General features: G+C 38.2%; 19 protein-coding genes. 7 read left to right on the top strand and 12 right to left on the bottom strand.

The window, feature by feature from the left end:
* Nucleotides 1-54: 54 nt before the first annotated feature.
* The 5 genes from ACZZZK_RS22475 to ACZZZK_RS22455 form a co-directional block, all read right to left on the bottom strand.
* Nucleotides 55-1,479: a glycoside hydrolase family 125 protein gene (locus tag ACZZZK_RS22475; protein ID WP_463486092.1), complete on the bottom strand. Its 1,425-nt coding sequence runs from the start codon at nt 1,477-1,479 to the stop codon at nt 55-57.
* Between the two features lie 12 nt (nt 1,480-1,491).
* The gene (locus ACZZZK_RS22470) at nt 1,492-2,568 is read right to left on the bottom strand and encodes a glycoside hydrolase family 76 protein (RefSeq protein ID WP_463486091.1); all 1,077 of its coding nucleotides are present in this window, start codon (nt 2,566-2,568) and stop codon (nt 1,492-1,494) included.
* A gap of 419 nt (nt 2,569-2,987) precedes the next feature.
* Nucleotides 2,988-4,772, bottom strand: a complete 1,785-nt coding sequence (locus tag ACZZZK_RS22465) for a phage tail sheath family protein (RefSeq protein WP_463486090.1) — start codon at nt 4,770-4,772, stop codon at nt 2,988-2,990.
* A gap of 125 nt (nt 4,773-4,897) precedes the next feature.
* Nucleotides 4,898-5,437 carry a Pvc16 family protein gene (locus tag ACZZZK_RS22460; protein WP_463486089.1) on the bottom strand — a complete coding sequence of 180 codons (540 nt, stop codon included), beginning with the start codon at nt 5,435-5,437 and terminating at the stop codon, nt 4,898-4,900.
* Between the two features lie 338 nt (nt 5,438-5,775).
* On the bottom strand, nt 5,776-8,061 hold the full coding sequence (locus ACZZZK_RS22455; RefSeq protein ID WP_463486088.1) for a GH92 family glycosyl hydrolase: 2,286 nt from the start codon (nt 8,059-8,061) through the stop codon (nt 5,776-5,778).
* A gap of 448 nt (nt 8,062-8,509) precedes the next feature.
* On the opposite strand from ACZZZK_RS22455, the gene mnmA reads away from it, so the two are divergent.
* Nucleotides 8,510-9,601, top strand: a complete 1,092-nt coding sequence (mnmA, locus tag ACZZZK_RS22450) for a tRNA 2-thiouridine(34) synthase MnmA (RefSeq protein ID WP_056850069.1) — start codon at nt 8,510-8,512, stop codon at nt 9,599-9,601.
* A 155-nt stretch (nt 9,602-9,756) separates the two neighbouring features.
* Nucleotides 9,757-11,574 carry a glycoside hydrolase family 15 protein gene (locus tag ACZZZK_RS22445; protein WP_463486087.1) on the top strand — a complete coding sequence of 606 codons (1,818 nt, stop codon included), beginning with the start codon at nt 9,757-9,759 and terminating at the stop codon, nt 11,572-11,574.
* A 1-nt stretch (nt 11,575) separates the two neighbouring features.
* On the opposite strand, the gene ACZZZK_RS22440 is transcribed toward ACZZZK_RS22445, so the two are convergent.
* A complete protein-coding gene (locus tag ACZZZK_RS22440; RefSeq protein ID WP_463486086.1) occupies nt 11,576-12,349 on the bottom strand; it encodes an SDR family NAD(P)-dependent oxidoreductase in 774 nt (257 codons plus the stop codon).
* A gap of 296 nt (nt 12,350-12,645) precedes the next feature.
* Here ACZZZK_RS22440 and ACZZZK_RS22435 point away from each other — a divergent pair, with 296 nt between their 5' ends.
* Together ACZZZK_RS22435 and ACZZZK_RS22430 are read left to right on the top strand one after the other, a co-directional pair.
* Nucleotides 12,646-14,175 carry a GAF domain-containing protein gene (locus ACZZZK_RS22435; RefSeq protein WP_463486085.1) on the top strand — a complete coding sequence of 510 codons (1,530 nt, stop codon included), beginning with the start codon at nt 12,646-12,648 and terminating at the stop codon, nt 14,173-14,175.
* Nucleotides 14,176-14,180: 5 nt separating this feature from the next.
* A complete protein-coding gene (locus tag ACZZZK_RS22430; RefSeq protein ID WP_463486084.1) occupies nt 14,181-19,007 on the top strand; it encodes a chemotaxis protein CheB in 4,827 nt (1,608 codons plus the stop codon).
* Between the two features lie 11 nt (nt 19,008-19,018).
* Here ACZZZK_RS22430 and ACZZZK_RS22425 read toward each other — a convergent pair whose 3' ends face one another.
* From ACZZZK_RS22425 to katG, 3 genes are all read right to left on the bottom strand, one after another.
* Entirely contained in the window at nt 19,019-19,537 is a 519-nt protein-coding gene (locus tag ACZZZK_RS22425) for a DUF421 domain-containing protein (protein ID WP_463486083.1), read from the bottom strand.
* Between the two features lie 9 nt (nt 19,538-19,546).
* Nucleotides 19,547-19,762, bottom strand: a complete 216-nt coding sequence (locus tag ACZZZK_RS22420; protein WP_056850074.1) for a hypothetical protein — start codon at nt 19,760-19,762, stop codon at nt 19,547-19,549.
* Nucleotides 19,763-19,906: 144 nt separating this feature from the next.
* Nucleotides 19,907-22,180 carry a catalase/peroxidase HPI gene (gene katG / locus ACZZZK_RS22415; RefSeq protein WP_463486082.1) on the bottom strand — a complete coding sequence of 758 codons (2,274 nt, stop codon included), beginning with the start codon at nt 22,178-22,180 and terminating at the stop codon, nt 19,907-19,909.
* 176 nt (nt 22,181-22,356) lie between these two features.
* Between katG and ACZZZK_RS22410 the strand changes: the two genes are divergently transcribed.
* Both ACZZZK_RS22410 and ACZZZK_RS22405 read left to right on the top strand, forming a co-directional pair.
* Nucleotides 22,357-22,608: a hypothetical protein gene (locus ACZZZK_RS22410; protein ID WP_463486081.1), complete on the top strand. Its 252-nt coding sequence runs from the start codon at nt 22,357-22,359 to the stop codon at nt 22,606-22,608.
* A 157-nt stretch (nt 22,609-22,765) separates the two neighbouring features.
* Nucleotides 22,766-24,850 carry a CehA/McbA family metallohydrolase domain-containing protein gene (locus ACZZZK_RS22405; protein ID WP_463486080.1) on the top strand — a complete coding sequence of 695 codons (2,085 nt, stop codon included), beginning with the start codon at nt 22,766-22,768 and terminating at the stop codon, nt 24,848-24,850.
* A 145-nt stretch (nt 24,851-24,995) separates the two neighbouring features.
* On the opposite strand, the gene ACZZZK_RS22400 is transcribed toward ACZZZK_RS22405, so the two are convergent.
* Complete coding sequence (locus ACZZZK_RS22400; protein WP_463486079.1) at nt 24,996-25,184, bottom strand: hypothetical protein; 189 nt, start codon at nt 25,182-25,184, stop codon at nt 24,996-24,998.
* 73 nt (nt 25,185-25,257) lie between these two features.
* The gene (locus ACZZZK_RS22395; protein ID WP_463486078.1) at nt 25,258-25,794 is read right to left on the bottom strand and encodes a DUF4142 domain-containing protein; all 537 of its coding nucleotides are present in this window, start codon (nt 25,792-25,794) and stop codon (nt 25,258-25,260) included.
* A gap of 111 nt (nt 25,795-25,905) precedes the next feature.
* Between ACZZZK_RS22395 and ACZZZK_RS22390 the strand changes: the two genes are divergently transcribed.
* Complete coding sequence (locus tag ACZZZK_RS22390) at nt 25,906-26,082, top strand: hypothetical protein (RefSeq protein ID WP_463486077.1); 177 nt, start codon at nt 25,906-25,908, stop codon at nt 26,080-26,082.
* A 78-nt stretch (nt 26,083-26,160) separates the two neighbouring features.
* Here the strand turns inward: ACZZZK_RS22390 and ACZZZK_RS22385 are convergent, their stop codons facing one another.
* Nucleotides 26,161-26,826, bottom strand: coding sequence for a DUF6766 family protein (locus ACZZZK_RS22385; protein WP_463486076.1), 666 nt, complete (start codon nt 26,824-26,826; stop codon nt 26,161-26,163).
* Between the last annotated feature and the right edge of the window lie 153 nt (nt 26,827-26,979).

The raw sequence follows: 26,979 nt of genomic DNA, 5'->3' as shown, positions 1-26,979 counted from the left end.
CAAAACCTAAATAAAATTTGGCTGCCGAATTAAAACAATCGGGCAGCCAAATATTTATGCTTTTAACAAGTTCGGTCGTTCGTGGTAAGTTCTCCATAATAACTCGCCGAATAGCGTGTTTGACCAAGCAAACCAGGCACGGGTAAAGTTTGCCGGATTATCTTTGTTAAACGATTCATGCATAAAACCTTTTCCCGCATGAGTTTTACGAAGCGTATCGATACAATATTTGATTTCTGTATCGTCTTTTGAGGTTAAAGCCCTCATGGTGATACTCATTGGCCAAATCATATCTTGACCAGCGTGAGGACCGCCGATACCTTCCGCAGCGGTGCCTTTAAAAAAGTATGGATTATCTTTTGAGAGTGCAAATTTTCGGGTGTTCTTGTAAATAGGATCATCAACACTCATGGCTCCTAGATAAGGTAAACTAAGTAAGCTTGGCACGTTAGAATCATCCATTAGATAGGCACTCCCGAAACCATCAACCTCGAAGGCATAAATTTTGCCATATTTTGGATGATTGATAATGGCATGTTTTTGGAGCGCAGCACTCACTTCACTTGAAAGATTTAACAGGCTGCTTTCTAATGTTTTATCAGGCTGTAATGCCTTGATCATTTCTGCAGCTTGTTTTAAACTTGATACCGCAAAAAAGTTGGATGGAACCAAAAATGGGAAAATAGTTGCATCATCACTCGGACGGAAAGCCGAACAAATTAAGCCAACAGGATTTACCGGAAAACCATAACCTGCCATTGGCAATGAATCTGTCGGTTGAGTGGTTTCACGTTGAAAGTGATATGGTCCTTTATCCGCTTTGCGTTGCTGCTCTTTGAAAGTTTTTAAGGTGGCTTCAATGCCTTTTTTCCAATCGGCATCGAATGGAGTTTTATCACCAGTTTTTTTCCAATAATGATAAGCTAAACGAATCGGATAACATAAAGAATCGATCTCCCATTTACGCTCATGCACACCAGCCTGCATGGCAGTTTTATCAGTTTTCCACTCACCTACCTTATTTGGATCGCCATAAAAAGCATTGGCATATGGATCTTTTAATACACATTGAGTTTGGTGAATAATTACCCCAGCTATAAGTTTTTTTAGTGGCTCATCTTCATTAATAAATTGAAGATAGGGCCAAACTTGCGCAGAGCTATCGCGAAGCCACATCGCATCGATATCACCAGTGATTACATAAGTATCGGGTCTGCCTTTTTTTTCCTCGTAATAAACAGTGGTGTCCAAAGTATTTGGAAAACAATTCTCGAAGAGCCAGGCTAACTCTGGATTTTTAACATTCGATTGGAATGTTTTGATAGCAGCATCTACTGCTTTGCTTTGAAAATGTCTCTTCCCCGCTGTAACCCTTACTACTGGAAACTCAGGTACAAGATCTGCTGCCAGAGAAAATTTTGATGCCAAAACCCCAGCGCCTAATAAACCGGTGTTTTGTATAAATGTTCGTCTTTTCATTATGGATGTTTATTATAATTTGGTTAATTTAAGTTGCGCCAACCGGGCATAATATTCCAGCATTGCCGCTTGCATAATTAGCAATTTGTTTTTTTGTTTTCCTAAGAGGTCGTTGTCATCTCGTTCTTCCGCCCAAATTCGCTCGCCTTCATCAATTAGAAATGATAGTCGACGAGGATCTTTTTCAACTTCGAACAACTCGAGATAACCACGCATTAAAACAACATTGAACCAATAATGGTCGCCAAGTTTATTATTGCTGTAAAAATGTTTTTGGGCATTACCGGCAATAAACTTCGCCTCATCTAAATACTTTTTATCTTTTGTAATTTGATAAAGGATTACATTGGCTTGCAACATTGTACCAGTGTTGTATGTGTATGTTGCCGAGTCTATTTTTGAATTTTTTATGCTGATGGCATCATAAAATATGCCTTCTGGAGATCGAAGCATTTTATTCGTCCAATTATAAACAAGCATCGCGGTATCCAGGTACTTCTTTTGTTTAGTGGCTTTGTATAATTGTAGTGAAACCAAAACATTCGGTCCGTTTGAACAGGTATTTTTAGATGTTTTTTCATCCTCTTTCCAGTATAATCCTCCACCAAGTTTTTCATCGTAGCCGGTTAATAGCCATTGGTAAATTTCTTTGGCTTTTGTTAAATAAATCGAATCTTTCGTCCGATTGTATGCGTCCAGATATGCGATTGCAATCCATTGGTTGTCATCGTAAAATCGTGAACTTTTATTGATATACGATTGATAGGATGGCGAGGGAGATGCTGTGGTATAATATTGGTCTATCGCAGAAATTACAGGCTTCATTGCTTGCTTCCTTCCAAGGACCTCAGTTTCATTTGCCGCCTGGATCAAAGCACATAAAGGCCACAGATAGGAATACGGTTTCTCGTGCTTCCCGATGTTTTCCAAATACAAGCCTTTGTCTTTTACTAAAAAATATCTGTTGATATTTTTTTCGATAATATCTACCCTTTTCAAATACTTTTCTGTTTTATGTTGCGCATAACTTGAGGCAACATAAAAAAGAGCAGTGAATGTTAAAAAGAATAGTCTAAAGATGTATCTCATTAATGGCGGTTTTTAAGCAGGCTAATTTTTCAGTGTTAATTAATCTTCACTTAATAATTAATTCCATCGTTTAATAATAAGCTATAAAAATATTCGGTTAGCACTAAAAACAAATATTAGTATAATTTCATTAACATCAAAATAAAAAAGCCAGTTAAGCTATTCCTAAATCGATTTTCTTGAAGAGGATAAATTTGACTTTGTATGAAATTATTTTTTTGCTTTGATGGGATAATTCTATTAAGCCGAGTGAAATTTGGATTGGTACAAAAGAAAAATGGTCAGATCTCGAGAATTTCTAAAGTTGACTCTAAACACATGCTGAAAATTACGGATTAATCTAATTTGAGAAAGGTAATGTCAGGTGTTTCACTGGTTCTCGATGTTCATCACAGCGTTTTGTATTTGGGTTCAATGTTTTAGGATTTTACTAATAAAAGAGAGAATTTCAATATAATAAACTCGGTCGGCCGAACCGCAGCCAAACCGATTTCAATAATTAATCTTCCTTCTAAAATATCTAGGGATGTCATGGTTACGCCCAAGCCTACATTTACAAAATAGGCATGTTCTGGTTTCGCCCCTGCAAGTGCACCTTGGCGCCATAATTGATTTAAAAAGTTCTCGCACATGGCTTTTACCCTAATCCAGGTATTGGCATCATTTGGTTCGAATACAACAAACTCGGTTGCTTTTTTGATAGATTCCTCCACCATGATAAATAATCTCCGAATAGGAACGTATCGCCATTCATTATCATTTCCCGCCAACGTTCTGGCGCCCCAAACCAAAGTGCCTTTACTATCAAAATTCCTAATGGCATTTATACTTTTTCCTCCGATAGGATCGACATTGAGGTAATCTTGTTCCTCATTACTAATTGTAACTAGTGGTTTATCAACTGTTCTAATGCTCTCATTTGCCGGAGCTTCCCAAACGCCTCTATTGTTATCTACCCTGGCCATTACTCCAGCCACCATTCCTGATGGATAGAGTGGAACGGTATATGCATTTAATGCAGCCTTAATTTCGTGAAATAACGTAAAATCTATGCTATCAAAACCGCCAGTTAAAGCTGGCCCACTCAAAGCAGCAGCTGGTGTTTTTCCTTTAGGGTCATAAACCATGGAGATATTATTGCCGTCATTTCCGGCGGTAACCGCAGTTAAGGTAGCAATAGTGCCATCTACAGTTGCAACTACCAGAGCAGAAAGATTGGGGTTAGCCGCAATAGCTGCCCTAAGTGATTCGGCAGATACCTCCCCGCTTCCTAAAGGGATACCATCACTTCCTCCAAACTTAAAACTGATACCTGCTATGCAGATAGAATGATTTTCAAGATCATTAGATTCGAAAGTTATAGTTCCAGAGGCCTTTAATGCAGTAACGGGATTAGATGTATCAATAATTTTGGTAATTGACTGTTTAGTATCACCAACCTTCTTGTAAATATCATTGTTTGTTCCTATACCCCTATTATCAGCTGCAATCTTAATAAAATCATCAGCGGTACGATTATAGGTAGCTTTTGTTTGAATTTTCGGATAATAAGCTGCTCCATACTTTAAATGATCAGCGCTAACAAAATCGCTACGAAATGTATCGGCATCGCGAATAGGCGTAGCCGAGCCAGATTGTGGCACATCAAGTATGGAAAATCGATCTTTCAACTTTGCGCACTGAGCAAGCATGGCATCGTTCAGTTCTAATATTTCCGACGCCGACGATAGCGCTGTAATTTCTGGAATAGCGAGTAAAGTAATCGCATCCTCTTTTTCACACGCGTCTAATCCATTTTTTAAATCGCTTTTAATTATGACTGGTGTTTCGGCAAAATCACCTACAGAAACAACGAAACATGGACCGCCACCATTATCATAAAACATTTTTACATGATAATAAAGTAGATAGCCCGAAACTGTAGTTGTTGGATTTACTGCAATCTTCGGCATAGTAGAACCCTTATCCGGATTTTCTATGGTTACTTCCAAAAGCTCAGGATACGCTAGCCCAAAATATTGTTCAAATTCTAACAACGAAGTAATGCGCTGTGGTACATTTACATCGAAAGCAATTCCGTTTTTTTCTCGCTTAGCGGTATAACCAATAAAACCCGGTATAGCAGTTTCTAGCTGGGCAATGGAGGGTGGAAAAATTGAAATCTCTTCAACATAAACTCCCGGATTTTTGTATTTTAAAGCCATTTTTTTTAAGTGATTGATTTTCAAGCTTATGTTGCATTTCTTTTAAAAGTGTTGATTTCCAGGTATTCAAATTTTTTAATGGAAATAAATTCAACTCTTCCATGCGTAACCTGCTGTACGTGCTCTCAAACGCTTGACATACGGAGTTTGTAGATCACCGACGGAAGATAACTGTGTCCGATAGCGCTCCATAAATGGTTCATTTGTTCGAAATTAAGATTCACAAGCGCTATACTTAATTGTTCAATGTTAGAATCTATGATAGATAATTGAGGCGAATTGGACGGTGTAAAAACATTTTTATTCTGGAAGAAAGAAATTACTTGCGATAACCTTTCCAAACCTTCCAGATAATCCGTTCGGGGCGTTATAGTTGCTTCGTAATGAAAGTTTGCGGAGATTAGGATGTATAAGCTAAGGCACATACCATTATCTCTGGATTTAACCTCACCCGGCATGTTTCTTACAGTTACAAACTGATTTTTGGCAACAAGATCTTCTTCAATGTTAATTAAGGTTAAGCCCAGGCTTTTATCAGGAATAGCTAATTTGCCGTGGTAAACGAGATTCGAAACAACAATATAATCTTCGTTTGTTGTTCCGATAAGATTGTTGAAATAGCCATTAATTTCTTTCGAAATGAAATCTAGAGCAGTATTAATCATAAGCAAACTCCATGTAAGATTATACTTGTAATTAAATGATTACCATAAACTTATCTGTGAAAATAGTGAAATTTACTTACAATTTTTTAAAAAATCATGAATCAAATCTTCGTTTACTTAAAGAATTCCATCAATTATAAAAAGTAGCCTCATTGGGCATTTCATTCTTGATCGAATCTTATTAGTTATCTTAATTAGAAGAGTTTCTCTAAATCTGTAATTAATAGATTATCGCAAAATATTCTTACTCAGCCAATTGATCGTTCGGGCGCTTGCCCCACAAAAAAACCGCTGGCCTTAGCCAGCGGTTTAAACAACAATAAAGATAATTTTGAATCTTATTTCTTTGGTTTAGCGCTCATATAAAAAGTGAGCTTTCCACCATTGGTAATGTCAGTATGCTTTATTTGATGGTTTGTAATTTCCTTACCATTCAACATTACTTTTTGAACGTACACATTTTTATCGCTTTGCTTAATTGCTTCAACAGCAAAGGTTTTTCCGTTTTCTAAATTAATCACAGCATTATTAACCAGCGGACTTCCTAATGAGTAAAGATCTGAACCTGGTGCAACCGGATAAAAGCCCATTGCTGAGAACATATACCAGGCGCTCATTTGTCCGCAATCGTCATTTCCACCTAAGCCATCAGCAGTAGGTTTATATTGCATATTTAGAATGTGGCGAATTTGTGCCTGCCCTTTGTAAACCTCGTCCGTCCAGTTGTACAGGTAAGCGACATGATGTGCGGGCTCATTTCCATGAACGTAACCGCCAATAATACCTTCACGTGTAATATCTTCTGTATGAGCGAAAAACTCATCAGGCAGGTGCATGCTAAATAACGAATCTAAACGAGCTGCAAATTTCTTTTTTCCGCCCATTACTTCCACTAAAGAACTTGGATCATGTGGCACAAAGAAACTGTAATTCCAACTGTTTCCTTCAATAAAACCTTGCCCTTCTGTGTCTTTAGGGTCAAATGACTTTTTAAAAGTTCCATCAGCTAAACGTGGACGCATAAAACCCGAGGCAGCATCGTAGTTATTCCTCCAGTTATTAGAGCGTTTAATAAATTCGTTATAAACGTCCATTCGGTTTAATTTTTTTGCCAATTGTGCAATCGCCCAATCATCATAAGCATATTCTAATGTGTTTGAAACTGATACGCCACTTTTTTCTGCAGGAATATAACCCTTATCCATGTAGTAACCAATCCCTTCATAATCTCGGTGTTTAGCAGTTGTTACACAAGCATCTAAAGCTTTGTTCGCATCGCCGTTATAGGTACCTTTAATAATGGCATCCGCCAAAACAGAAACACTATGGTAACCACTCATACACCAGTTATCGTTTGCATAGTGTGACCAAATCGGCAGCATTTTTAAACTGCTCTGATCATAATGGGCCATCATCGATTTTACCATGTCATTGCTTCTACTAGGCTGCATAATATTAAAGAATGGATGCAAAGCCCGGTAGGTATCCCATAGCGAAAAAGTAGTATAATTGGTAAAACCTTCTGCTTTGTGAATGCCCTGATCCAAACCTTTATATTCTCCATTTACATCAGTGTAAGTTGTTGGATTAATAAATGAGTGATATAGTGCAGTATAAAAATTTATCTTATTATCGTTTGAAGTAGTGACCTGAATTTTATTTAACTCTTTATTCCAGGTAGTTTGTGCCTGCGTTTTAACTTTATCAAAATCCCATCCTGAGATTTCAGCACGCATATTTTGTAAGGCGTTTTCCTGACTAACCGGAGATAGCGCAAACTTGATTTTTACCTTCTCTCCCTCCTGCGTATCAAAATCAAAATACATTTTTAGCTTTTTACCAGCAATTTCAGGAAAGTTTTGGTCTTGGTTAAACTTGCCCCAGAAACCGCGATATGCCTGTTTGGCATCGTAACTCTTACGGCCATAGCTTTTAAAAGGTTTAGAAAAACTCATAGCAAAATAAACGGTACGTGTTCTTGCCCAACCATTGGTTTGGCGGTAACCGGTTACTAAGGTATCGTTAACTACGCGAACATAAGTCCATACGGTTTTATCCTCATAATTGTAAATTCCAGCCATCAAATCGAGAATGATGTGCGATTGATCTGATTTCGGAAAGGTGTACTGATGCATACCGACTCTATTTGTCGCCGTTAATTCAGCAGTGATATTGTCGTCATCCAACTTTACTTTATAATAACCCGCTTCAGCTTTTTCGTTTGCATGAGAATATGCAGAGCGATATCCACCTTTTGGATTGTCGGCCGTACCCGGATTTAACTGGAGCTTTCCTTGGGTAGGCATAATTAAAAAATCACCCAGATCTGAGTGGCCTGTACCGCTAAAGTGCGTATGACTGAAGCCTGTTATCGTTTTATCTTCGTATTTATAACCTGCACAATATTTATAAACATCGCCATTATATTTACCATTTACCTCGTAAGATAGCGTATCCGTTTCCGGACTTAACTGTACCGCACCAAACGGAACCGTAGCTCCGGGATACGTATGTCCCATTTTTGAGGTACCAATAATAGGTTTAACATATTGAACTAAATTCTGCTGTGCCGAGGCCATAAATGACGACAATAACAAACAAGGCAGGATAACTTTTTTAATCATATTTGTTTAAAATTGAAACTTTATATTTTGAAGATTCTAAGGTATTAATTAAAAAACTAATCTGCATAAAATCTTAAACTAAATCGTTTAATCAATAGAAAAAATACAATTGACATGGAAGCCTATTTTTGATTTGGAAAGCAAGTTTCTGTGCTTTTAGTTTATTTCAGTCCTGCTCTTTGCTTATCCCGATGAAAAATCGGGAACCGCTGACGATCAGGTTTAGACACAAAGGGGCCTGCTAAACATTAGGTTTGATAACGATCGTCCGAAACCCTTGTTTAGGGAAAGTAGAATGAGAAATAGCGAGTCATAAAGAGATAGGCATTCAGAAAGGCTTTCTAAGTCAAGATTTGAACAGATGTACGATCTGCTTTTTACAAGTAACTGACTTGCTTTAAAAAAATTGAGGTAAATAAACCTTATTTTTGCATCCAATTATTTTGAAATGAGTAAACACGGTAGAATTCTTGTAGCCATGAGTGGCGGGGTTGATAGTTCGGTAGCGGCAGTAATGTTGCATGAGCAAGGCTATGAAGTAATTGGCTTAACCATGAAAACCTGGGATTATGCCAGCGCAGGCGGAAGTAGCAAAGAAACCGGCTGTTGCTCGTTAGATAGTATTAACGATGCCCGTACACTTGCGGTAAACTATGGTTTCCCACACTACATTTTAGATATCCGCGATGAATTTGGCGACTATGTAATCGATAACTTCGTTGATGAATACTTAGCTGGAAGAACTCCAAATCCATGCGTTTTGTGCAATACGCATATTAAATGGGAAGCTTTGTTAAAACGTGCTAATAAACTAGATTGCGAATTTATTGCCACTGGTCATTATGCAAACATCCGCCAGCAAGATAGCGGGCGTTATGTTATTTCAAAAGGAAAAGACGAAAATAAAGATCAGTCATACGTGCTTTGGGGTGTTTCACAAGAAAATCTTTCGCGAACTAAATTCCCCTTAGGAAGTTTTGCGAAGTCCGAAATCAGACAAATGGCATTGGATATGGGCCAGGAAGAGTTGGCTAAAAAATCAGAAAGCTACGAGATTTGCTTCGTACCTGATAATGATTACAGGGCCTTCTTGAAACATAAAGTTGAAGATTTGGAAGACAGAGTTGCCGGTGGAAATTTTATTCTAAGCAATGGAATGGTTGTTGGCCAGCATAAAGGTTATCCGTTCTATACCATTGGGCAACGTAAAGGTTTAGGTGTGGCATTTGGCGAACCTATGTTTGTTACCCAGATATTGCCAGAGAGTAATACTGTTGTTTTAGGAAAAGCTGAAGAATTGGAACGTAGAGAAGCAATGGTGCGTAACATTAACCTGATTAAATATGCAAGCATTGAAGAACCAATGAACGATGTAATTACCAAAATCCGTTATAAAGATGCTGGCATGTTAAGTACCATTGTGCAAGAAAAAGACAGAATGCGTGTAGTTTTTGATCATAATGTATCGGCAATTGCACCAGGACAATCTGCGGTTTTTTATGAAGGAAACGATTTACTGGGTGGCGGTTTCTTAGTGTAAACACCTCCAGAAGATATAATGATCCCGACTAACGAAAATTTAGTCGGGATTTTTTTTGCCCAAACATTCTTGCAGGTGCTAGCCAAATGCTGAGGTAAGCAAACAAAAAACATTTAAACTTATTTATTAAAGGAATTGACCCATTACTAACAGATATGAATCACACAAAACGACCTTTTCAGCCAATTGAAAATTACGGCATCATCGGCAACCTCAAAACCGTTGCTTTAGTATCCTTACAGGGGTCGATTGATTTTATGTGTGCACCAAATTTTGATTCTCCTACCGTATTTGCTACCATGCTCGATTCGAGAAAAGGTGGTTTTTTCGCTGTTGAACCCGATTTAGAAAATTTCACCAGCAAACAACTCTATTTGCCTGGCACTGCAATTTTACTGACCCGCTATTTTTCTGATGCAGGAATAGCGGAGCTAACCGACTTCATGCCTATTGAAAAAGGGAATGTTGCGCTTAATAGTGCTATTGTAAGACAAATTAAAACCGTACGTGGAAGTATAAATTTCAAGGTGAGCTGCGTTCCTCGCTTTGGTTATTCGGAAAGCGACTACGAAACCGAATGTTTGGAAACAGAAATTAAGTTTACCTGCAAGAAAGAAAATCTGCAAATCAATATGATTTCGGATAAAGCCCTAAGGGTCACCAAGAAAAACGGCTATAGTGAATTTACCTTAAAGGAGGGCGAAGTGGCCACAATCGTTATCGAATTTCTGGAAATTGGTGAAGCAGGAAAAGACTTTGAGTTTTATAAAGATCAATCCTATCACCAAACGAAAGACTTTTGGATTAACTGGATTAACAAAACGAGTTACACCGGAAGATACAGTGAACTGATACGACGATCGGCTATTACACTAAAGCTACTTACTTCTGTAAAACATGGCTCAGTGGTAGCCGCTCCTACTTTTGGCTTTCCAGAGGCCATTGGAGGAAACCGAAATTGGGATTATCGTTATACCTGGATTCGCGATGCGGCCTTTACCATGTATGCCTTTTTAAAATTAGGGTTTAATGATGAGGCAACCGCATTCATCGACTGGATTTTTAGCCTCTGCCAACAAATTGATTTGCAGCTGGTCTATCAAATTGATGGAGAAACAAGCATCGAAGAAAAAGAGCTGAAACATTTTGAAGGCTACCGTTCTTCTAAGCCCGTTAGGATCGGTAATGCTGCAGCAAAACAATTGCAAATTGATATTTATGGTGAGCTGATTGATACGATCTACATCTATAATAAATCTTATAAACCAATTACGTATGAATTTTGGACGCTTATCGAAAAACAAATTGCCCAAGTGATCAAAAACTGGAAAAAGGCTGATCACGGAATATGGGAAATTAGAAGTGAGAAAAAAGAGTTTCTCCATACGCGTTTGATGTGTTGGGTTGCACTCGATAGGGCAATTAAAATAGCTGAACATCGCTCGTTTCCCTATCCTGAAAATGAATGGCATCAAATCAGGAGTGATATCTACAACGATATTTATCACAACTTTTGGAGTGAAAAACTGGGTGCGTGGGTACAATATAAGGGTGCGACACATGTAGATGCAAGCGTTCTGCTGATGCCTTTGACTCATTTTATTTCTCCTATAGAACCGCGTTGGCTTTCTACTATGAAGGTTATTGATGAAGAATTATTGGTTGATGTTCTGGTTTATCGCTACAATAACGGCTTAAGAAATATCGATGGCCTTGAAGGGGAAGAAGGCACCTTCAATATGTGTTCTTTTTGGTTCATTGAAGCTTTGGCTAAAAGTGGAGAAATAGAACGTGCGGTAGAAAACTTCGAAAAGATGATAGGTTATGCCAATCACCTGCATTTGTTCAGTGAGGAATTAGGAAAAAAAGGCGAACACCTAGGCAATTTTCCTCAAGCGTTTACCCATTTGGCTTTAATTAGCGCAGCAGTAGAATTAAATAAACAAATAGAAAGAAGAACCAGTAAGCTTTAGCTTACTGTTCTTCGTAGTGATAGGTTAAGCCACCATCAACAAAGTAAGTAGAGCCTGTTACATAGCCAGCTTCATCAGAAGCCAAAAAGGCTACTACTGCAGCAACATCTTCCACTTTACCCATGCGCCGCATCGGAATATTCTCTAACAAACTCTCCAGCTGTGCTTTATTATTTAACAAATCTTGATTAATTGTGGTGGTTACTGCACCTGGTGCAACATTATTAATTCGAATATTTAGAGGTGCAAGTTCAGTCGCTAAATTCCTGCATAACATTTTTAATGCTCCCTTACTGGCGCAGTAGGCTGCGAAGTGCGGAAATACGATCTCTTCGTGAACAGAACTCATATTAATGATGGTACCCGCCCGATTTTCTCTTTTACAATATTTGACAAAGGCTTGAATACCAAAAAAAACACCTTTGAAATTCGTATCCATTACAAGGTCGTAATCTTCTTCTGTTACCTCCCAGAAATCTGCCTTTTTTTCTAAGCCTGCATTATTGATTAAAATGTCCAGCGATCCAAAAACTTTTGTTGCATCATCAATCAGCTTTAAAACTTCGGTAGTTTTACTCACATCAGCAGCTAAAAATTTGGCTTTTCTGCCCATGGCTTCGATTTCGGCGATCAATTTTTCTCCGCGTTCGTCAAATTTGCGTCCATTTAAAATAATGTCAGCACCTTCTTTGGCCAATCTCAATGCACAAGCCTCTCCTATTCCCTGGCTGCTTCCTGTAATCAGCGCTATTTTATTTTCGTAACGATTCATCATCAAATTTTAAATACTAAAGTTCTGTTTGGCCTATAATGTTTTAAAAGATTTAAAAAACGACTAGCACTTGTTGTAGATAACGGAAGCACTTTTTTGTAAAATTAAAAGGAGTACCATTTTAGATATAAAGAATGGTTTTTAGATAGCTTTTGTATATTTTTATGCGTTCAGAGCTGCTCATAATTCAAATGCTATTAATTAAAAACTTAATTCATTGCTATTTAATAACATGTAGTTTCATCACATTAAATCTATCTCCTAAACCCTGTTGAAAACGGGGCGTGAAAAATAAAAAAATGAGTCAACAAAATAATTACGATGCAGAATTTTGTGGAAATCTTGCCATCCATCAAACCAACTCCATACAAGATTTCGGATATCTCTTAGTCCTAGATACCGAAAATCTTAATATCATTCAAGCCAGTGAAAATGTTAACGAAATAATTGGTTGTATCGCCAAAGAATGCATATCTAATGCTTTTCAGCAGTATTTATCTGATGAAGATTTTGAACATTTTAAAGCTGGAGTGAGTAAAGGCCTAAGAAATCGTTTGCCCTTCCAGTATTCACTAAAAAATGGATCGCTTGCCGAACCAGTAAATATTCTGGCTCATGTTAAGAAAGAATTTATCATCCTTGAAATAGAAAAGATAGATGACGAACCTGAGCGAAGTTTTACCAAAGTATTTCAAGAAGTAAGATCGTTTATTTCCACATTAGAAAGTACCGAAAGCCTGCAAAATGTTTGTGAGGCGAGTATTAAAGAGATTCGAAGAATTTCTGGTTTTGATGGGATTAGAATGTATCGTTTCGATAAAAACTGGAACGGAACCGTAATAGCCGAAGAGATAACTGGTGATTTAGAAAGTTATTTAGGACAAACGTTTCCTGCTTCTGACGTTCCGAAGCAAGCCAGAGCACTGTATTTGAAAAATCCATTTCGTTTGATTCCGAATAGAAATTATCAAACCATTAAACTTTTCCCGGTTATTAATCCTATTACCAATGGTTTCTTAGATCTTTCGGATTGTAATTTACGCAGTGTAGCCAACGTACATTTGGAATATATGGCCAATATGAATGTAACCGCATCTATGTCTATACGCATTATGGTCGATGGTACCTTGTGGGGTTTAATCTCCTGCCACCACATTACCAGCAAATATCTCAGCGTAGAAAGCAGATCAGTTTTTGATTGGTTAAGCATGGAAATTTCCTATCGGATTTCGTCCATTATAAAACATGAGCAGTTAATAGATCACGCTAAATTGTTGCATCAACGAAGTGTAATTACGGACTTAGTTTACTCCGAAAACGACATCGTTAAAGGAATTTTAACAGACGAAAACCAAAACCTGCTTTCGTTGTTTAATGCTACTGGTGCGGCCTTGAGCTTAAACGGAAAAATTAAAACTTTAGGAATTGTACCAGATATGGATGATTTGGAAAATCTTGTACTTTGGCTTGAAGGAAAAGGGATTAATAAAGTTTTTGCGAGTGAAAATTTAGGAGAAATTTACGAGGAGGCGAAAAACTATGCTGCTGTAGCGAGTGGTTTACTGGTTATTCCAATTGAAGCAAGCAAAGGAGAGTTTTTGATTTGCTTTAGGCCTGAGGTAATAGAAGATATTAAGTGGGGCGGAGATCCTAATCAGGCTATAAAATTCGAAAAAGACGGTGTTAACTATCATCCAAGAAATTCATTTAAACAATGGTTACAAACTATTTACGGGCAATCTAGCGATTGGCAAGATACTGAGTTGGAAATGGCGGAATCTTTAAGAAACTTCCTTTTTGAATTTAGGGCTAAACAAATTTATAAATAAACGGAATGACTGAGCAAGTAGTTAAAGAAACTTCAAAAAGATACGATAAATATATTGTTGCAATTGGAGCGTCGGCAGGTGGTTTAGAAGCTATACATGAGTTTTTTGATCACATGCCTAGCAACACCAGCTTCTCTTTTGTAGTTATTCAACATCTCTCATCAGATTATAAAAGTTTGCTGGTAGAACTTGTCGCCAAGCATACCCACATGAAGGTTTTTGAAGCAGCCAATAACATGGCTATTCAACAAGATTGTGTTTATATCATCCCCAACAATAAATTAATGACCGTAAGCCAGGGGCGATTAAAACTGGCAGACAAGTCCGTTATCAAAGCACCTAATACCGCTATAGATCATTTTTTATACACGCTAGCCACAGATAAAAGAGAAAAAGCAATCGCCGTAATACTTTCAGGCACAGGTACTGATGGCACCAAAGGGATTCAGGCCATTAAAGAAAATGGCGGTATGGTTATCGTTCAAGAACCCTCAACCGCAAAGTTTGATGGAATGCCCAATAGTGCAATCTCATCTGGCAATGTAGATCATATACTTGCTGCGCCAGATATGCACAAGGAACTTTTCAACTATGTGAATGAGGAGCCTGTGAAAGTGCTTGAGAATGGTAAAATAAATGAAAAGCTCTTGGATGAGATTTTTAAACTCGTTCATTTACAGAGTGGCAACGATTTTAATTTATATAAAACGCCAACAATCATCAGGAGAATTGGGCGAAGGATGAACGAGAATGGTATCAAAACGCTCGATCAATACGTCGCATTTCTGAGAAAAAACGAAAAGGAAGTTGCCATTTTAGGGCAGGATTTTTTAATTGGAGTAACTAAATTTTTTAGAGATAAAGGTGCTTTTGAAGCATTTGCCGACCAGGTTAATCAAGTTTTAAAAGAAAAATCTGCTGGTGACACGCTGAAAATATGGGTTTGTGCCTGTAGCACCGGACAAGAAGCATATACTGTTGCCATTATAGCCAATGAATGTGTAGAGAAATCGAAAAAGAAAATTGATATCAAAATTTTTGCTACTGATATTGACGACAAAAGCATTGAAATTGCTTCCAGAAACCAATATCCTGCGAGTATCAGTAAAGAAGTGCCACCGAAATATTTCAAAAAATATTTTCATCAGGATGGCAAGTTCTATGGAGTAATTCCTAGCATTAGGAAACAAGTTGTTTTTGCCAAGCACGATGTAATTAAGTCGCCTCCTTTTATTAAGAATGACTTGATTACGTGCCGAAATATGCTGATCTACGTCAATAGCGTTTTACAAGAAAAAATACTGTCCATATTCCACTTTTCGTTGGTATCGAACGGTTACTTAATGCTGGGCTCAAGTGAAACTGCATCGTCTTTGCGAGCTGGATTAACCGAGGTTTCGAGCAAATGGAAAATTTACCAGAAAACCGGAGTGATCAACTATTCCAGCTATAATACCTACAACACCGGATCGAGACAGACTTCAGATCAAGGCAAAAAGAAAAGCAGCTCCAGCGATTTTGCCATTAGTCCAATTGAAAAAAGTTTCAATAACTTTTTAACCAGAGATTTAGGCTACGTAGGCATTTACATAGATAAATCGTACGTGATGCAAGATGCTATCGGTGATTATCGCAAATTTCTTTTTCTCCCTGAAGACAAACTGGAGCTGAATATATTGAAAATGGTACCGAAAGAAATTTCTATCATTTTAAATACGGCTTTGAGAAGCGCTTGGAAAGACAACAAAATTACCCATTTAAAAAGAGTTAGATTTTCTTCAAACGACAAAGAAACCTATTTAAACATCTCTGTTCAACCCCCACAATCTACAGATACCAGTACCTTCACCCTGGTAGTTTTTGGAGAAAGCACTTTAGAAACTATTCCTGATAAAGATGATTTAGGATCGGTAAATTACCATACCGGCGATCAAAATGAGTATATTTTTGAGCTGGAGGCAGAGCTTAACGAAACCCGTAACAATCTGCAATTGGCGGTTGAAGAAATGGAAACCACCAATGAGGAGCTTCAATCTACCAACGAGGAACTGCTTTCTGCAAATGAGGAATTGCAATCGAGTAATGAAGAACTACAATCATTAAACGAAGAATTGCATACCCTAAATACCGAGCATCAGGTTAAAATAAAGGAGTTAATTGAACTCAATGATGACTTGGATAACTATTTCAGAAGTACCGATATCGGGCAGATTTTCGTTGATTCAGGGATGTACATCCGCAAGTTTAACGCAGCTGCAATTAGTATGGTAAATTTAATTGAAGCTGATATCGGTCGCTCAATTGAACATATTTCGAATAACATTAAAACGGATAACTTAAACAAGGATATAGATTCGGTTATCAAAACAGGCAAGATTGTAGAAAAAGAAATCCACATCAAAAATGGCAACAGCAGTTTGATGCGGATTATGCCATACATCAGAAAAGACAAGAAAATTGATGGTGTGGTGATTACATTTGTTGATATCTCGAAACTAACCGAGCTAAGTAACATCATTACTGCAGTTTTTAATGCCAGTTTAAATGGTGTAATTGCTTTTAAAGCAGTTCGAAATAAGCAACATTTCATCACCGACTTTGAATGTTTATCTTTTAATGAGGCTTCCTTAAAAATTCTTGGCAAGAATGAAAAAGAACTTGCTGGCGGAAAACTTCTCGAACATTTGCCTGAAATTGCTGAAGGAAATATTTTTAATAAATACATCAATGTAGTAGAGAAAGGCACATCTCTACAGTTTGAGTTAAAATTTAACGATAAGGTTTGGTTAGAAATTGTTGCCGTGAAAATGGCTGATGGTTTTGCTGCCACCATAACTGATATCACAAAACAAAAATTATCAGAAGAAAAGTTAAAACGCAACTATAACGAGTTACTAGGCACCAGAGAAAACTTAAAAGAATTAAATACAGAACTGGAACAAAAAATTCTGGAGCGTACAGTTAGGCTTTCCGAAAGCGAAGAGCGTTTCAATCTCGTATCTCAGGCCACCAATGATACCATTTGGGATTGGGATTTGGCCAATAACACGATGTGGCGGAACGATAACTTTGCCACAATGTTTGGTTATGAAAATAATCCAGGTAGTCAGAACATTTCATTTTTCTTCGAAAACATTCATCCTGATGATAGGAAACGGGTAAAAGACAGTGTTTACGAAGCCATTAATAATTCTGAAACGCAGTGGACCTCGCAATATCGACTTAAAAAAGCCGATGGAAGCTATGCTACCATTCTCGACCGGGGCAGCATTTTGTTAGATGATAATGGCATTCCATATCGAATGGTAGGCTCTATATTGGATATTACCGTTTTAATTGATACAGAAACAAAACTGAACTCAACCGAAAAGAAATTCCGCAAAATTTTCGATTCGAATGTAATCGGGATGATCTTCTCTGATGTTAAAACAGGAAGAATTGAGACAGCTAACAAAGTTTTCATTGATATGCTCGGTTATACTTCGAAGGATTTAGAAAAAGGTATAATCAAATGGAATGACATTACCCCTCCTGATTTTATTCCGATTAGCAAAATATCGGCCGATATGGTTAAAAACGAAGGTTTTTGTCCGCCGTTTGAAAAGCAGTATATTACTAAAAGCGGTAAAACGATCGATGTATTGGTAGGCTCTGCTATTTTAGATGATGAAGATGGAAAAGATGCTGTTTCTTATATTATCGATATTAGCAAGCAGAAACATAATGAAAAACGCCGCAACGAACTTCAAAAGTTAATCAAAAAGCAGCAGGATGAGTTTTACAGTATTTTCAAAAAAGCTCCTGCTTTAATCTCCATCAGAAGAGGTAAAGATTTAGTTTATGAGTTTGTAAACGAAGCTTTTATTCAATTTGACGGGGGCAGTAACTACATTGGAAAAATACAACTCCAGGAAGGATCGCAATTTGAAACTGAAGAGCTTAAAAATATTGAAAAGAAGGTATTAGCTACCGGAGAAACATTTATTGCGAACTCCTACAAACTTCAGCAAAAGGACGAAAACACCGGAGCAATAAAAGACAGTTGGTTCGATATTATCCTTAACCCTGTTTTCTCTGATAATGGTGCAATTGATGGTGTAGCGTTTTTTGCCTTTGAGGTGACCGATTTAATGATTGCGCAGGAGGCGACTAAAGATCTGATGAACAAAAAAGATGAGTTCATGAGTATTGCCAGCCACGAATTAAAAACCCCTATCACCAGCATTAAAGGTTATTTACAATTTGCGCTTAAAATGGCTCAACAAGAAAAGTTCGAACATATTTCGGGTTTTATTGATAAGGCCACTAAACAAATAGGCAAATTGACTTCGCTGGTTGATGATTTACTGGATGTTACCCGGATTCAAGCTGGGAAAATGGTATTTACATTTTCAGACTTTAATATCAATGAGGTAATTGAAGAATCAGTTGATGGCATGCAAGGAAGTTTGGGAAAACATTCGGTAACCATGGAAATGGAAAAAGATGTTATTGTACATGCTGATAAGAACCGAATTGAGCAAGTGGTTTCTAACTTCCTTTCTAATGCATTGAAATATTCGCCACATTCAGACGAAATTATTATTAAAACAGAGCTAAAAGAAGCCAGTTTACGGGTCGCTGTAAAAGATTTTGGTATTGGAATTCCGAAAGACAAAGCCGATTATATTTTCGACAGGTTCTTTAGAGTCGAAGAATCTTCACACTTATTCTCTGGACTGGGCTTGGGATTATATATCTCGGCAGAAATTATTGAAAGACATGGAGGCGAGATTGGCGTAATTAGCGAAGAAAATAAAGGGTCAGAATTTTGGTTTGAAATCCCTCTTTAATGAAGGTTACTTTAGTGCTCAAGTTCAATATCATCAAGCGAACTTGGGCCAACTTTATTTGATTTTTTAACTACCGTAAAAGTTCCATTTAACTCCATTACCACCGCTTGAACATCTTCCAGACTTTCAAGCCGATATTTTCTGATTTCAGAGTAAATCTCCTCTTCGGTAATCACTTCCTTCTTCATGGCGGGTAGAATAAACTTTCCATTATAATACAAGAGTGTAGGAGTAGAATTGATCATATCCTCCATTTTTGAAGAGTTTTTAGCCAGGAATGCCAGGAGATATTGTAAGGCAATAATGGTGATTAGGGCAACAAAACCCTCGACAAGCGGTACCTTTTTTAAAATCATCGACGATAATGTGGAACCAAGTGTAACGGTTACCACAAAATCAAATGCATTAAGCTTGGCAAGTGTTCTTTTCCCTGAAATCCGGATAAAGATGAAAAGAACAATATATGATATTACTGCACAGATGATGATGTGAAATACAGCTGGCCAATCTTTAAAAAACAAATGTTCCATGCATAAAATTTAGCGCCACATTCTCCAGAGCGGCAAATCATTTGATGCGATTTCGTTGTTAATCTCATCCCAAAATGCTCTACTGATGTCGTTAATACCTGCAACCGTTCGGTTTTGTTCCTTATTGTGTGAATTAGAAACTGATTCATTTTCCTGACTATTGTTGTAGTGATTCTCGTGATTGATATCCATAGTTAAAAATGTTTTGATTAATATTTCTAACATAATGAACGAAAAAATGTTTATTATAATCTGAATTTCAAGTGTAATAATCTCGAAAGGTTAGTGATATTCCACCGATAATAAGATCTCTATAAAACAAAAAAGGGCACCTGAATGGTGCCCTTAATTATAAGTATAAGCATTATTTTAAACCAAATCAAAACGATCTAGATTCATTACTTTAGTCCAGGCTGCCACAAAATCAGCAACGAACCGTTCTTTAGCATCCGAACCAGCGTAAACTTCGGCAATTGCCCTTAACTCTGAGTTTGAACCAAAAACAAGATCGGCACGTGTAGCCGTCCATTTTGGCTGGCCAGTTTTTCTATCGCTACCCAAATAAACTTCCTTATCATCAGAAACTGCTTTCCATGCGGTATTCATATCCAACAAATTCACAAAGAAATCGTTACTTAGCTGACCAGGTTTTAACGTTAAAACACCGTTTTTAGATCCATCGAAATTAATATCCAGTGATCTTAAACCGCCTAACAACACGGTTAACTCTGGCGCTGTTAACGTAAGTAATTGCGCCTTATCAATTAATAACTCTTCTGTAGAAACGGTGAAACGCGTTTTGCTATAATTACGGAAACCATCTGCTTGTGGCTCCAGGTATCCAAACGATTCTATATCAGTTTGTTCCTGAGAAGCATCCATCCGCCCTGCAGTAAAAGGTACTTTATTGGTAAAGCCAGCATCGCTGATCGCTTTTTCAACAGCAGCCGAACCAGCTAAAACAATTAAATCGGCGATAGAGATTATTTTACCGTCAACCTGTGAAGCATTGAAATCTCTTTGAATATTCTCTAAAACAGACAATACTTTTTGCAGTTGCGCCGGGTTATTCACTTTCCAATCTTTCTGTGGCGCCAAACGAATACGTGCACCATTGGCGCCGCCCCGTTTGTCAGATCCTCTAAAAGTTGAGGCTGAAGCCCAGGCTGTAGAAACCAATTCGGAAACGCTTAAGCCAGATTGCAATACTTTCGATTTCAATAATTCTACATCGGATTCAGTTACCAGGGCATGGTTAACTGCTGGAATTGGGTCTTGCCAAAGTAATTCCTCAGTTGGAACATCAGGACCAAGATATCTTGCAACCGGACCCATATCGCGATGCGTTAATTTAAACCAGGCTCTTGCAAAAGCATCCGCAAACTGATCAGGATTTTCCAGAAAGTTTCTGGAGATCTTTTCATAAGCAGGATCGAAACGCAAAGAAAGGTCTGTAGTTAACATGGTAGGTTTGTGCTTTTTCGTCGCATCAAAGGCATCAGGAATAATATCATCTGCATTTTTTGCGATCCATTGGTGTGCACCTGCAGGACTTTTAGTCAATTCCCATTCAAACCCAAATAGATTTTCGAAAAAATTGTTACTCCATTGCGTTGGAGTGGTGGTCCAGGTTACTTCTAAACCGCTTGTTATGGTATCTTTACCAGCGCCTGAACCATAACTATTATGCCAGCCAAATCCCTGGCTCTCGATATCAGAAGCTTCTGGCTCTTTACCTACATGATCTGATGATGCAGCCCCATGGGTTTTGCCGAACGTGTGTCCGCCTGCAATTAGAGCAACCGTTTCTTCATCATTCATAGCCATTCTTCCAAATGTATCGCGAATATCTTTCGCCGCTAAAATTGGATCAGGGTTGCCATCGGGTCCTTCAGGGTTAACATAAATTAAGCCCATTTGAACTGCAGCAAGAGGTTTTTCCAGGTTTCTGGTATGCACATCTCCATCCGCATTATCATCACTAACCAAAACGCCTTCATCCTTAACGCCCTCAGATCCATGCGCATAACGAACATCGCCTCCAAGCCAGGTTTTTTCCGAACCCCAATAAACAGATTCGTCGGCTTCCCAAACATCTTCTCGTCCACCAGCAAAGCCAAAAGTTTTAAAACCCATTGATTCTAGCGCCATGTTACCAGCAAGAATCATTAAATCGGCCCAAGAGATTTTTTGACCATATTTTTGCTTAATAGGCCATAGCAATCTTCTGGCTTTATCCAAACTTACATTATCTGGCCAGCTGTTTAGTGGCGCAAAACGTTGTAGCCCTGCACCTGCGCCTCCCCTGCCATCGCCAACGCGATAAGTACCTGCACTATGCCAAGCCATCCGGATGAATAAACCACCATAATGACCGAAATCTGCTGGCCACCATTCTTGCGAATCGGTCATCAGCTCATGAAGATCACGTTTAACCGCTTCTAAATCGAGGCTGTTAAATTCTTCAGCATAATTAAAATTTTTACCTAGTGGGTCAGACAAAGAAGAATTCTGACGTAGAATATTAATTTTCAGTTGATTTGGCCACCAGTCGCGATTTCTGGTTCCGCCGCCACCTACATTTTGCTTCATGCTGCCATTATGAAAAGGGCACTTACTGATGTCGTTTGAGTCATTCTCCATTATAATAATACATTAAGGTTTTACAGTCTAACTACCTTTGTTTTGATAGTATTATAAAAGTAACGGATTAACACTGATAATCCCAATCATTTAATTCTATAATTTGATAGCCAAAATCTATTATAATGATTGAAGGTTTTCTGAAACTTTAACTTTTCCCAACTGTTCTTATCAATATGGAAAACGATAATAAAAACAATGTCGATCTTAAAAATGAAAGATCAGATCAAGAGCAATTGAGCCAAAAAGCATTAGGTAATACAGATGTTAATGATCAACTAGATCAGAGCGACAATGACATCCTGAGCACTCCAAAAACTTCAGGAACTGGCTCAAATAATGCGGCCGCAGCTCCAGATTCTCTTATTGTACATGAAGATAAAAAAGGAGATGAGCGTTATGAGCAAGGAAACGAAAAAGAAGAGTAAGCTGATTTCGCAGACTTAAATATCGTCCCTGAATGGACAAATTTATCTCGGCCAAAAATCACTCATAAAAACGATTTAGGAAGTATTAAAACTGTATAATAAGATTATTACACGAGGTAATCTTATCTGTTTTATATTTTATCTATTTTAGTTTATTATGAGAAAACCTTTCCTTATTTGTGCACTAATTTTTTCTCTTAAAGTTTGTGCACAAACCAAATCCGTAGATCTTTCTGCATTTAAAAAAAATGGCTCTGAAGTTACTGTTAACCAAAAAGTAATTACTTTAACATGGCCTGCCGGAAACAATTTCACTGGCAAAATGCTTATCGACTTAGAGAAAGACCGCCCGATGCTAAAGAGCGTTCAGTTGGGAAATAATAAATCTTTTAAGGAAATCGGAGCTGATCTGGATCCTGCATTTGTACTTACCATCGGAAAACGTTCTTTAAGTCCATCAAGCGGAGGATGGGATGTTTTTTTTGATCGGGTACCAAAGAAACCATTTCAATCTTACCCGGTTACGATAGACAAGCAGCACGCTAAGGTAAGCACGAAAGGGCAAAGGACTATCATTACCATAGATGGCGCAAGTGCTGATCGTTTTAAAGGTACTGTTGAAATTACGCTGTATAATGGAAGTCCGCTTTTTAATGTTGCCGCGGTAATGGCGACCGACATAGATTCTACAGCAATTTTATACGATGCCGGATTGGTGAATAAAAAGGCGATTTGGAAAAAGATGGCTTGGGCAAACGTTCAGGATGAGCTGCAACAAGCTACGCCACAAGCGGCAGATAGTAGTCGGAATCTGGAAGTAAAGTACCGCACAATTATCGGGGAGAATACTACAGGTAGCCTGGCGTTATTCCCAGCGCCACATCAGTATTTTTATCCATTGGATGAAGCCTTTAATTTGAAGTTTACCTGGTACGGAAATAACTTTCATAATTTGATTCCAGGTTTTGGGATGGGTATCCGCCAGGATCCTTACGGTGATAACAGATATGTACCATGGTTTAATGCGCCACCGAAAACCCAGCAGCGATTAAATTTCTTTTGCTTACTTGATTTAGGAAATGCAGCATCTGCGTTGGCAGAGGTGAAAAAATTTACCCACGATGATGCTTACAAACCAGTTTCCGGATATAAAACAATGGCTACACATTTCCATAATGAATTTATATCTGATGTGGTACTTGCGGGAAAACCTATTCCGGAAAAACCCGAATTTGTTGATGTACTTAAAAAACATGGGTTAGATATTGTGAAATTGGCAGAATTTCATGGACCGGGGCATCCAAAAGGACCAGATAATGATCGATTGAAAGAGTTAACAGCATTATTTGAGCAAACCAAAAGATTATCAGATAATAAGTTTTTACTGCTTCCGGGTGAAGAGGCAAATAACTTTTACGGAGGCCATTGGCTTGCTTTTTTTCCTAAGCCAGTGTATTGGGTGATGTCGCGAAAGGGAAATGAGCAATTTGTGATGAATGATCCTAAACTAGGAAAAGTGTATCACATCGGGGATAAAGCAGAAATGTTGAAACTCTTGGAATTGGAAAAAGGTTTAGCCTGGACCGCTCACGCCAGAACTAAAGCCTCTACCGGATATCCCGACGCCTACAAAGACGAAGACTTCTTCAAATCAGAAACGTTTCTTGGAGCTGCCTGGAAAGCTATTCCAGCAGACCTTTCGATTCCAACGCTCAGTCAACGGGTACTTAAATTAATGGATGACATGGCCAATTGGGGATTGAAAAAGCATGTAATTTCCGAGGCGGATATATTTACCATCACGCATCAAAATGAAATGTATGCCCACCTAAATGTGAATTATTTGGAAATGGATAAACTGCCAAATTACGAGCAAGGATGGCAAAGCGTATTGGATGCTATTCGTAAGGGGAAATTCTTCGTGTCAACTGGTGAAGTATTGATTCCAGCTTTCAATGTAAATGGAAAAAAATCTGGAGAAACGTTAAGCCTAAACAAGGGTGGAAATGTAAAAGTGAATATGAATCTTGATTGGACTTTTCCTTTAAATCACGTGGATATTGTCTCTGGCGACGGAAAGGAAATTTATCGGGAAAGAATTGATTTATCTTATACACGAGCATTTGGAAAACAACAATTTAGCTGGCCAATAAACTTATCGGGCAGAAAATGGATAAGGGTTGAAGCCTGGGATATTGCTGCCAATGGCGCCTATACCCAAATGGTTTGGTTAGAAAACTAATAAGATAAAGTCTTTTGAATGAACTCTCGCTTTCGTTGATTGAAACGAGAGTTCATTATGGTTTAACACGGCTAAAGTGATCGTCGATTTACTGGAACCTATTGCATACCTTAACTAAAATGCCGAGCTAATTTTTGTCTTAATGCTAAATTCCACGGGTTAGCGGGTTCTCTTGATCTTGGTTAGGCTCATGTTCAATATCATCCAAATGGACTTTCTTTTTTGTTGAATTTAAACTACCTGATCCGGCTATACCACGATAATCAGGTTCCTCTGCCAGCTCCTTCTCTTGCTCCGGAGTCTGTTCGTTTTCATCATTCATCTGCTTTTTCATTTAATTTTTTATTGATAGAGACCTTAATTGTGAAGTAGCTAATGGCACCGGGCAAAGACTGAGCAAAATCCCCCTATAGCTTACCCAAAAGCATCTGCCCTCTTTCGGTATGTTCCTGAATAGTTGCCAAAGCAAGCGCCGTTACATTTTTGATGTGTTTATTGCTGCTGGCATTCATCAGTGCACTTACGGCATCCTTCAGTTTTTTATGGGTGTCTACCTGTCCTTGCATAAATGCTTTATCAAAAGCAGCCCCGCTTAATGTTTGTAGTTTGGAGAGCATCGCCTTTCCCTCTTCACTTGGTGCAGGTGTTGGCGTTCCCAAGTCCTTCAAAATCTTGCCCATCACCTCTTGTTCGGCAGCCTCGAATTTAGCGAAGAGCTTCACATCGGGATTAGATGCTTTGGTTAACGCAAGCTGACTGGTTTGAAGCGATGCTGTACCCAATACCGCAATCTTCGCTTGTAAGGTCAAATCGGCACTTTGAGCCAAGGCTGCAATTGGATTTAAAGCATTGCCTAGAATAGATGCACCGGCACCCAGCACCATTGCTGTTTTGATCGATGTTGCCAGGAAATCCCGGCGGGTGTTGGTCTTTGTTGTTTTCATAGTGATTGTATTATCTTGTTTCAAATCATTTAGCCTTTTCTTTACAGTCCCATAACTGCATTCTGCATCGCAAACTGTTTCCACTGAACTGCTTTATTGTCTGGCAGCTAAATGAAATGGACATCTCCCTGCAAATGGATCATTGGAACTGCCTGTACTAAAAACAAGCATGAGAATGACTTGGTTTACCGCATAAATACCTTTTTTGATACGGGATTTAAGGCATTGCATGAGGATCAATGGATGAATGGAAATACCTTAAACTTAATGCTAAACCAGATTCTATAACCACACAGATGTGCTGGCTTGAAGACAAATCAACGCTACTCTCGCTTATATGAGGCCATCACCACATTTAGAAAAAACTTATTTTCCAGTTTCTATGTGAGGTGCATCTACAGGCTTAGATTCGGGCGAACCCTTTTGCCGCAGATAAATGGTAAGAAATACGATTGAAAAAACAGATAAAAACTCACTCTGCCAATTTTGAAAAGTTTCGAACCAAAACTCAGGTTCTGTGAGGTACTGGAAAACACTTTGTTGAGGAAGGTTCTTCGCAAGCTGTTCAATGTTGTTGTTTTCCCAACTTCCATAAAGATGCATTGCCCAACTGAACAGAAACAAAATCCCAAAGGCGATGGAAAGAGAATTTCTATACAACATTAGCACCCATCCGCCCTTTTTTACAGGCCATGGAGCATCTGGCCTGTTAACTGGCTCGCGGTCAACTTCCTCCTTGTCTTCCAGGCTTTTGGATTCGGCTGACCCTTTTTGCCGAAGAAAAATCGTAAGTAGCACATATAATGCCATCTGCAAAAACTCGCTTTCGAAATTTTCAAAAGTGGCCGAAATAAAGTGTCCGCTTTGTAAATAAACTGAAAACGCAAGCTGATCTTGCTTCAACTCCATCAGTTCCTGGTTATGCTGTTTCCAGCCGGTTAATGCTTGTGCAACCAGTGTAATTAAAAATAGCGATATAAAAACGATACTAAGCCCGTTCTTGTACAAAAAAGACCTGCGTTTATTGGCCATCGTAATTCGAGTTTTGGCTTAAGGTGAGTAATTGTTTAAGATCAAAAACGGGAAAAGACACGCTTGAACTTCTCGCTGTCAAAACCGCCACTGTATCACTCTTTTTATTTCCGGATTTTTTATGATTTGTTTTTTTTCTGAACATCTCTATTA

Source organism: Pedobacter sp. AC163 (assembly GCF_979258665.1).
Note: the sequence above shows the minus strand (reverse complement) of the source record. Positions and strands in the feature narration are given on the sequence as shown.

Bases quoted from the DNA above. Each gene is read 5' to 3' on its own strand.
- ACZZZK_RS22475 (WP_463486092.1), bottom strand. From the start codon at position 1,479: ATGAAAAGACGAACATTTATACAAAACACCGGTTTATTAGGCGCTGGG.
- ACZZZK_RS22470 (WP_463486091.1), bottom strand. From the start codon at position 2,568: ATGAGATACATCTTTAGACTATTCTTTTTAACATTCACTGCTCTTTTT.
- ACZZZK_RS22465 (WP_463486090.1), bottom strand. From the start codon at position 4,772: ATGGCTTTAAAATACAAAAATCCGGGAGTTTATGTTGAAGAGATTTCA.
- ACZZZK_RS22460 (WP_463486089.1), bottom strand. From the start codon at position 5,437: ATGATTAATACTGCTCTAGATTTCATTTCGAAAGAAATTAATGGCTAT.
- ACZZZK_RS22455 (WP_463486088.1), bottom strand. From the start codon at position 8,061: ATGATTAAAAAAGTTATCCTGCCTTGTTTGTTATTGTCGTCATTTATG.
- mnmA (WP_056850069.1), top strand. From the start codon at position 8,510: ATGAGTAAACACGGTAGAATTCTTGTAGCCATGAGTGGCGGGGTTGAT.
- ACZZZK_RS22445 (WP_463486087.1), top strand. From the start codon at position 9,757: ATGAATCACACAAAACGACCTTTTCAGCCAATTGAAAATTACGGCATC.
- ACZZZK_RS22440 (WP_463486086.1), bottom strand. From the start codon at position 12,349: ATGATGAATCGTTACGAAAATAAAATAGCGCTGATTACAGGAAGCAGC.
- ACZZZK_RS22435 (WP_463486085.1), top strand. From the start codon at position 12,646: ATGAGTCAACAAAATAATTACGATGCAGAATTTTGTGGAAATCTTGCC.
- ACZZZK_RS22430 (WP_463486084.1), top strand. From the start codon at position 14,181: ATGACTGAGCAAGTAGTTAAAGAAACTTCAAAAAGATACGATAAATAT.
- ACZZZK_RS22425 (WP_463486083.1), bottom strand. From the start codon at position 19,537: ATGGAACATTTGTTTTTTAAAGATTGGCCAGCTGTATTTCACATCATC.
- ACZZZK_RS22420 (WP_056850074.1), bottom strand. From the start codon at position 19,762: ATGTTAGAAATATTAATCAAAACATTTTTAACTATGGATATCAATCAC.
- katG (WP_463486082.1), bottom strand. From the start codon at position 22,180: ATGGAGAATGACTCAAACGACATCAGTAAGTGCCCTTTTCATAATGGC.
- ACZZZK_RS22410 (WP_463486081.1), top strand. From the start codon at position 22,357: ATGGAAAACGATAATAAAAACAATGTCGATCTTAAAAATGAAAGATCA.
- ACZZZK_RS22405 (WP_463486080.1), top strand. From the start codon at position 22,766: ATGAGAAAACCTTTCCTTATTTGTGCACTAATTTTTTCTCTTAAAGTT.
- ACZZZK_RS22400 (WP_463486079.1), bottom strand. From the start codon at position 25,184: ATGAAAAAGCAGATGAATGATGAAAACGAACAGACTCCGGAGCAAGAG.
- ACZZZK_RS22395 (WP_463486078.1), bottom strand. From the start codon at position 25,794: ATGAAAACAACAAAGACCAACACCCGCCGGGATTTCCTGGCAACATCG.
- ACZZZK_RS22390 (WP_463486077.1), top strand. From the start codon at position 25,906: ATGAAATGGACATCTCCCTGCAAATGGATCATTGGAACTGCCTGTACT.
- ACZZZK_RS22385 (WP_463486076.1), bottom strand. From the start codon at position 26,826: ATGGCCAATAAACGCAGGTCTTTTTTGTACAAGAACGGGCTTAGTATC.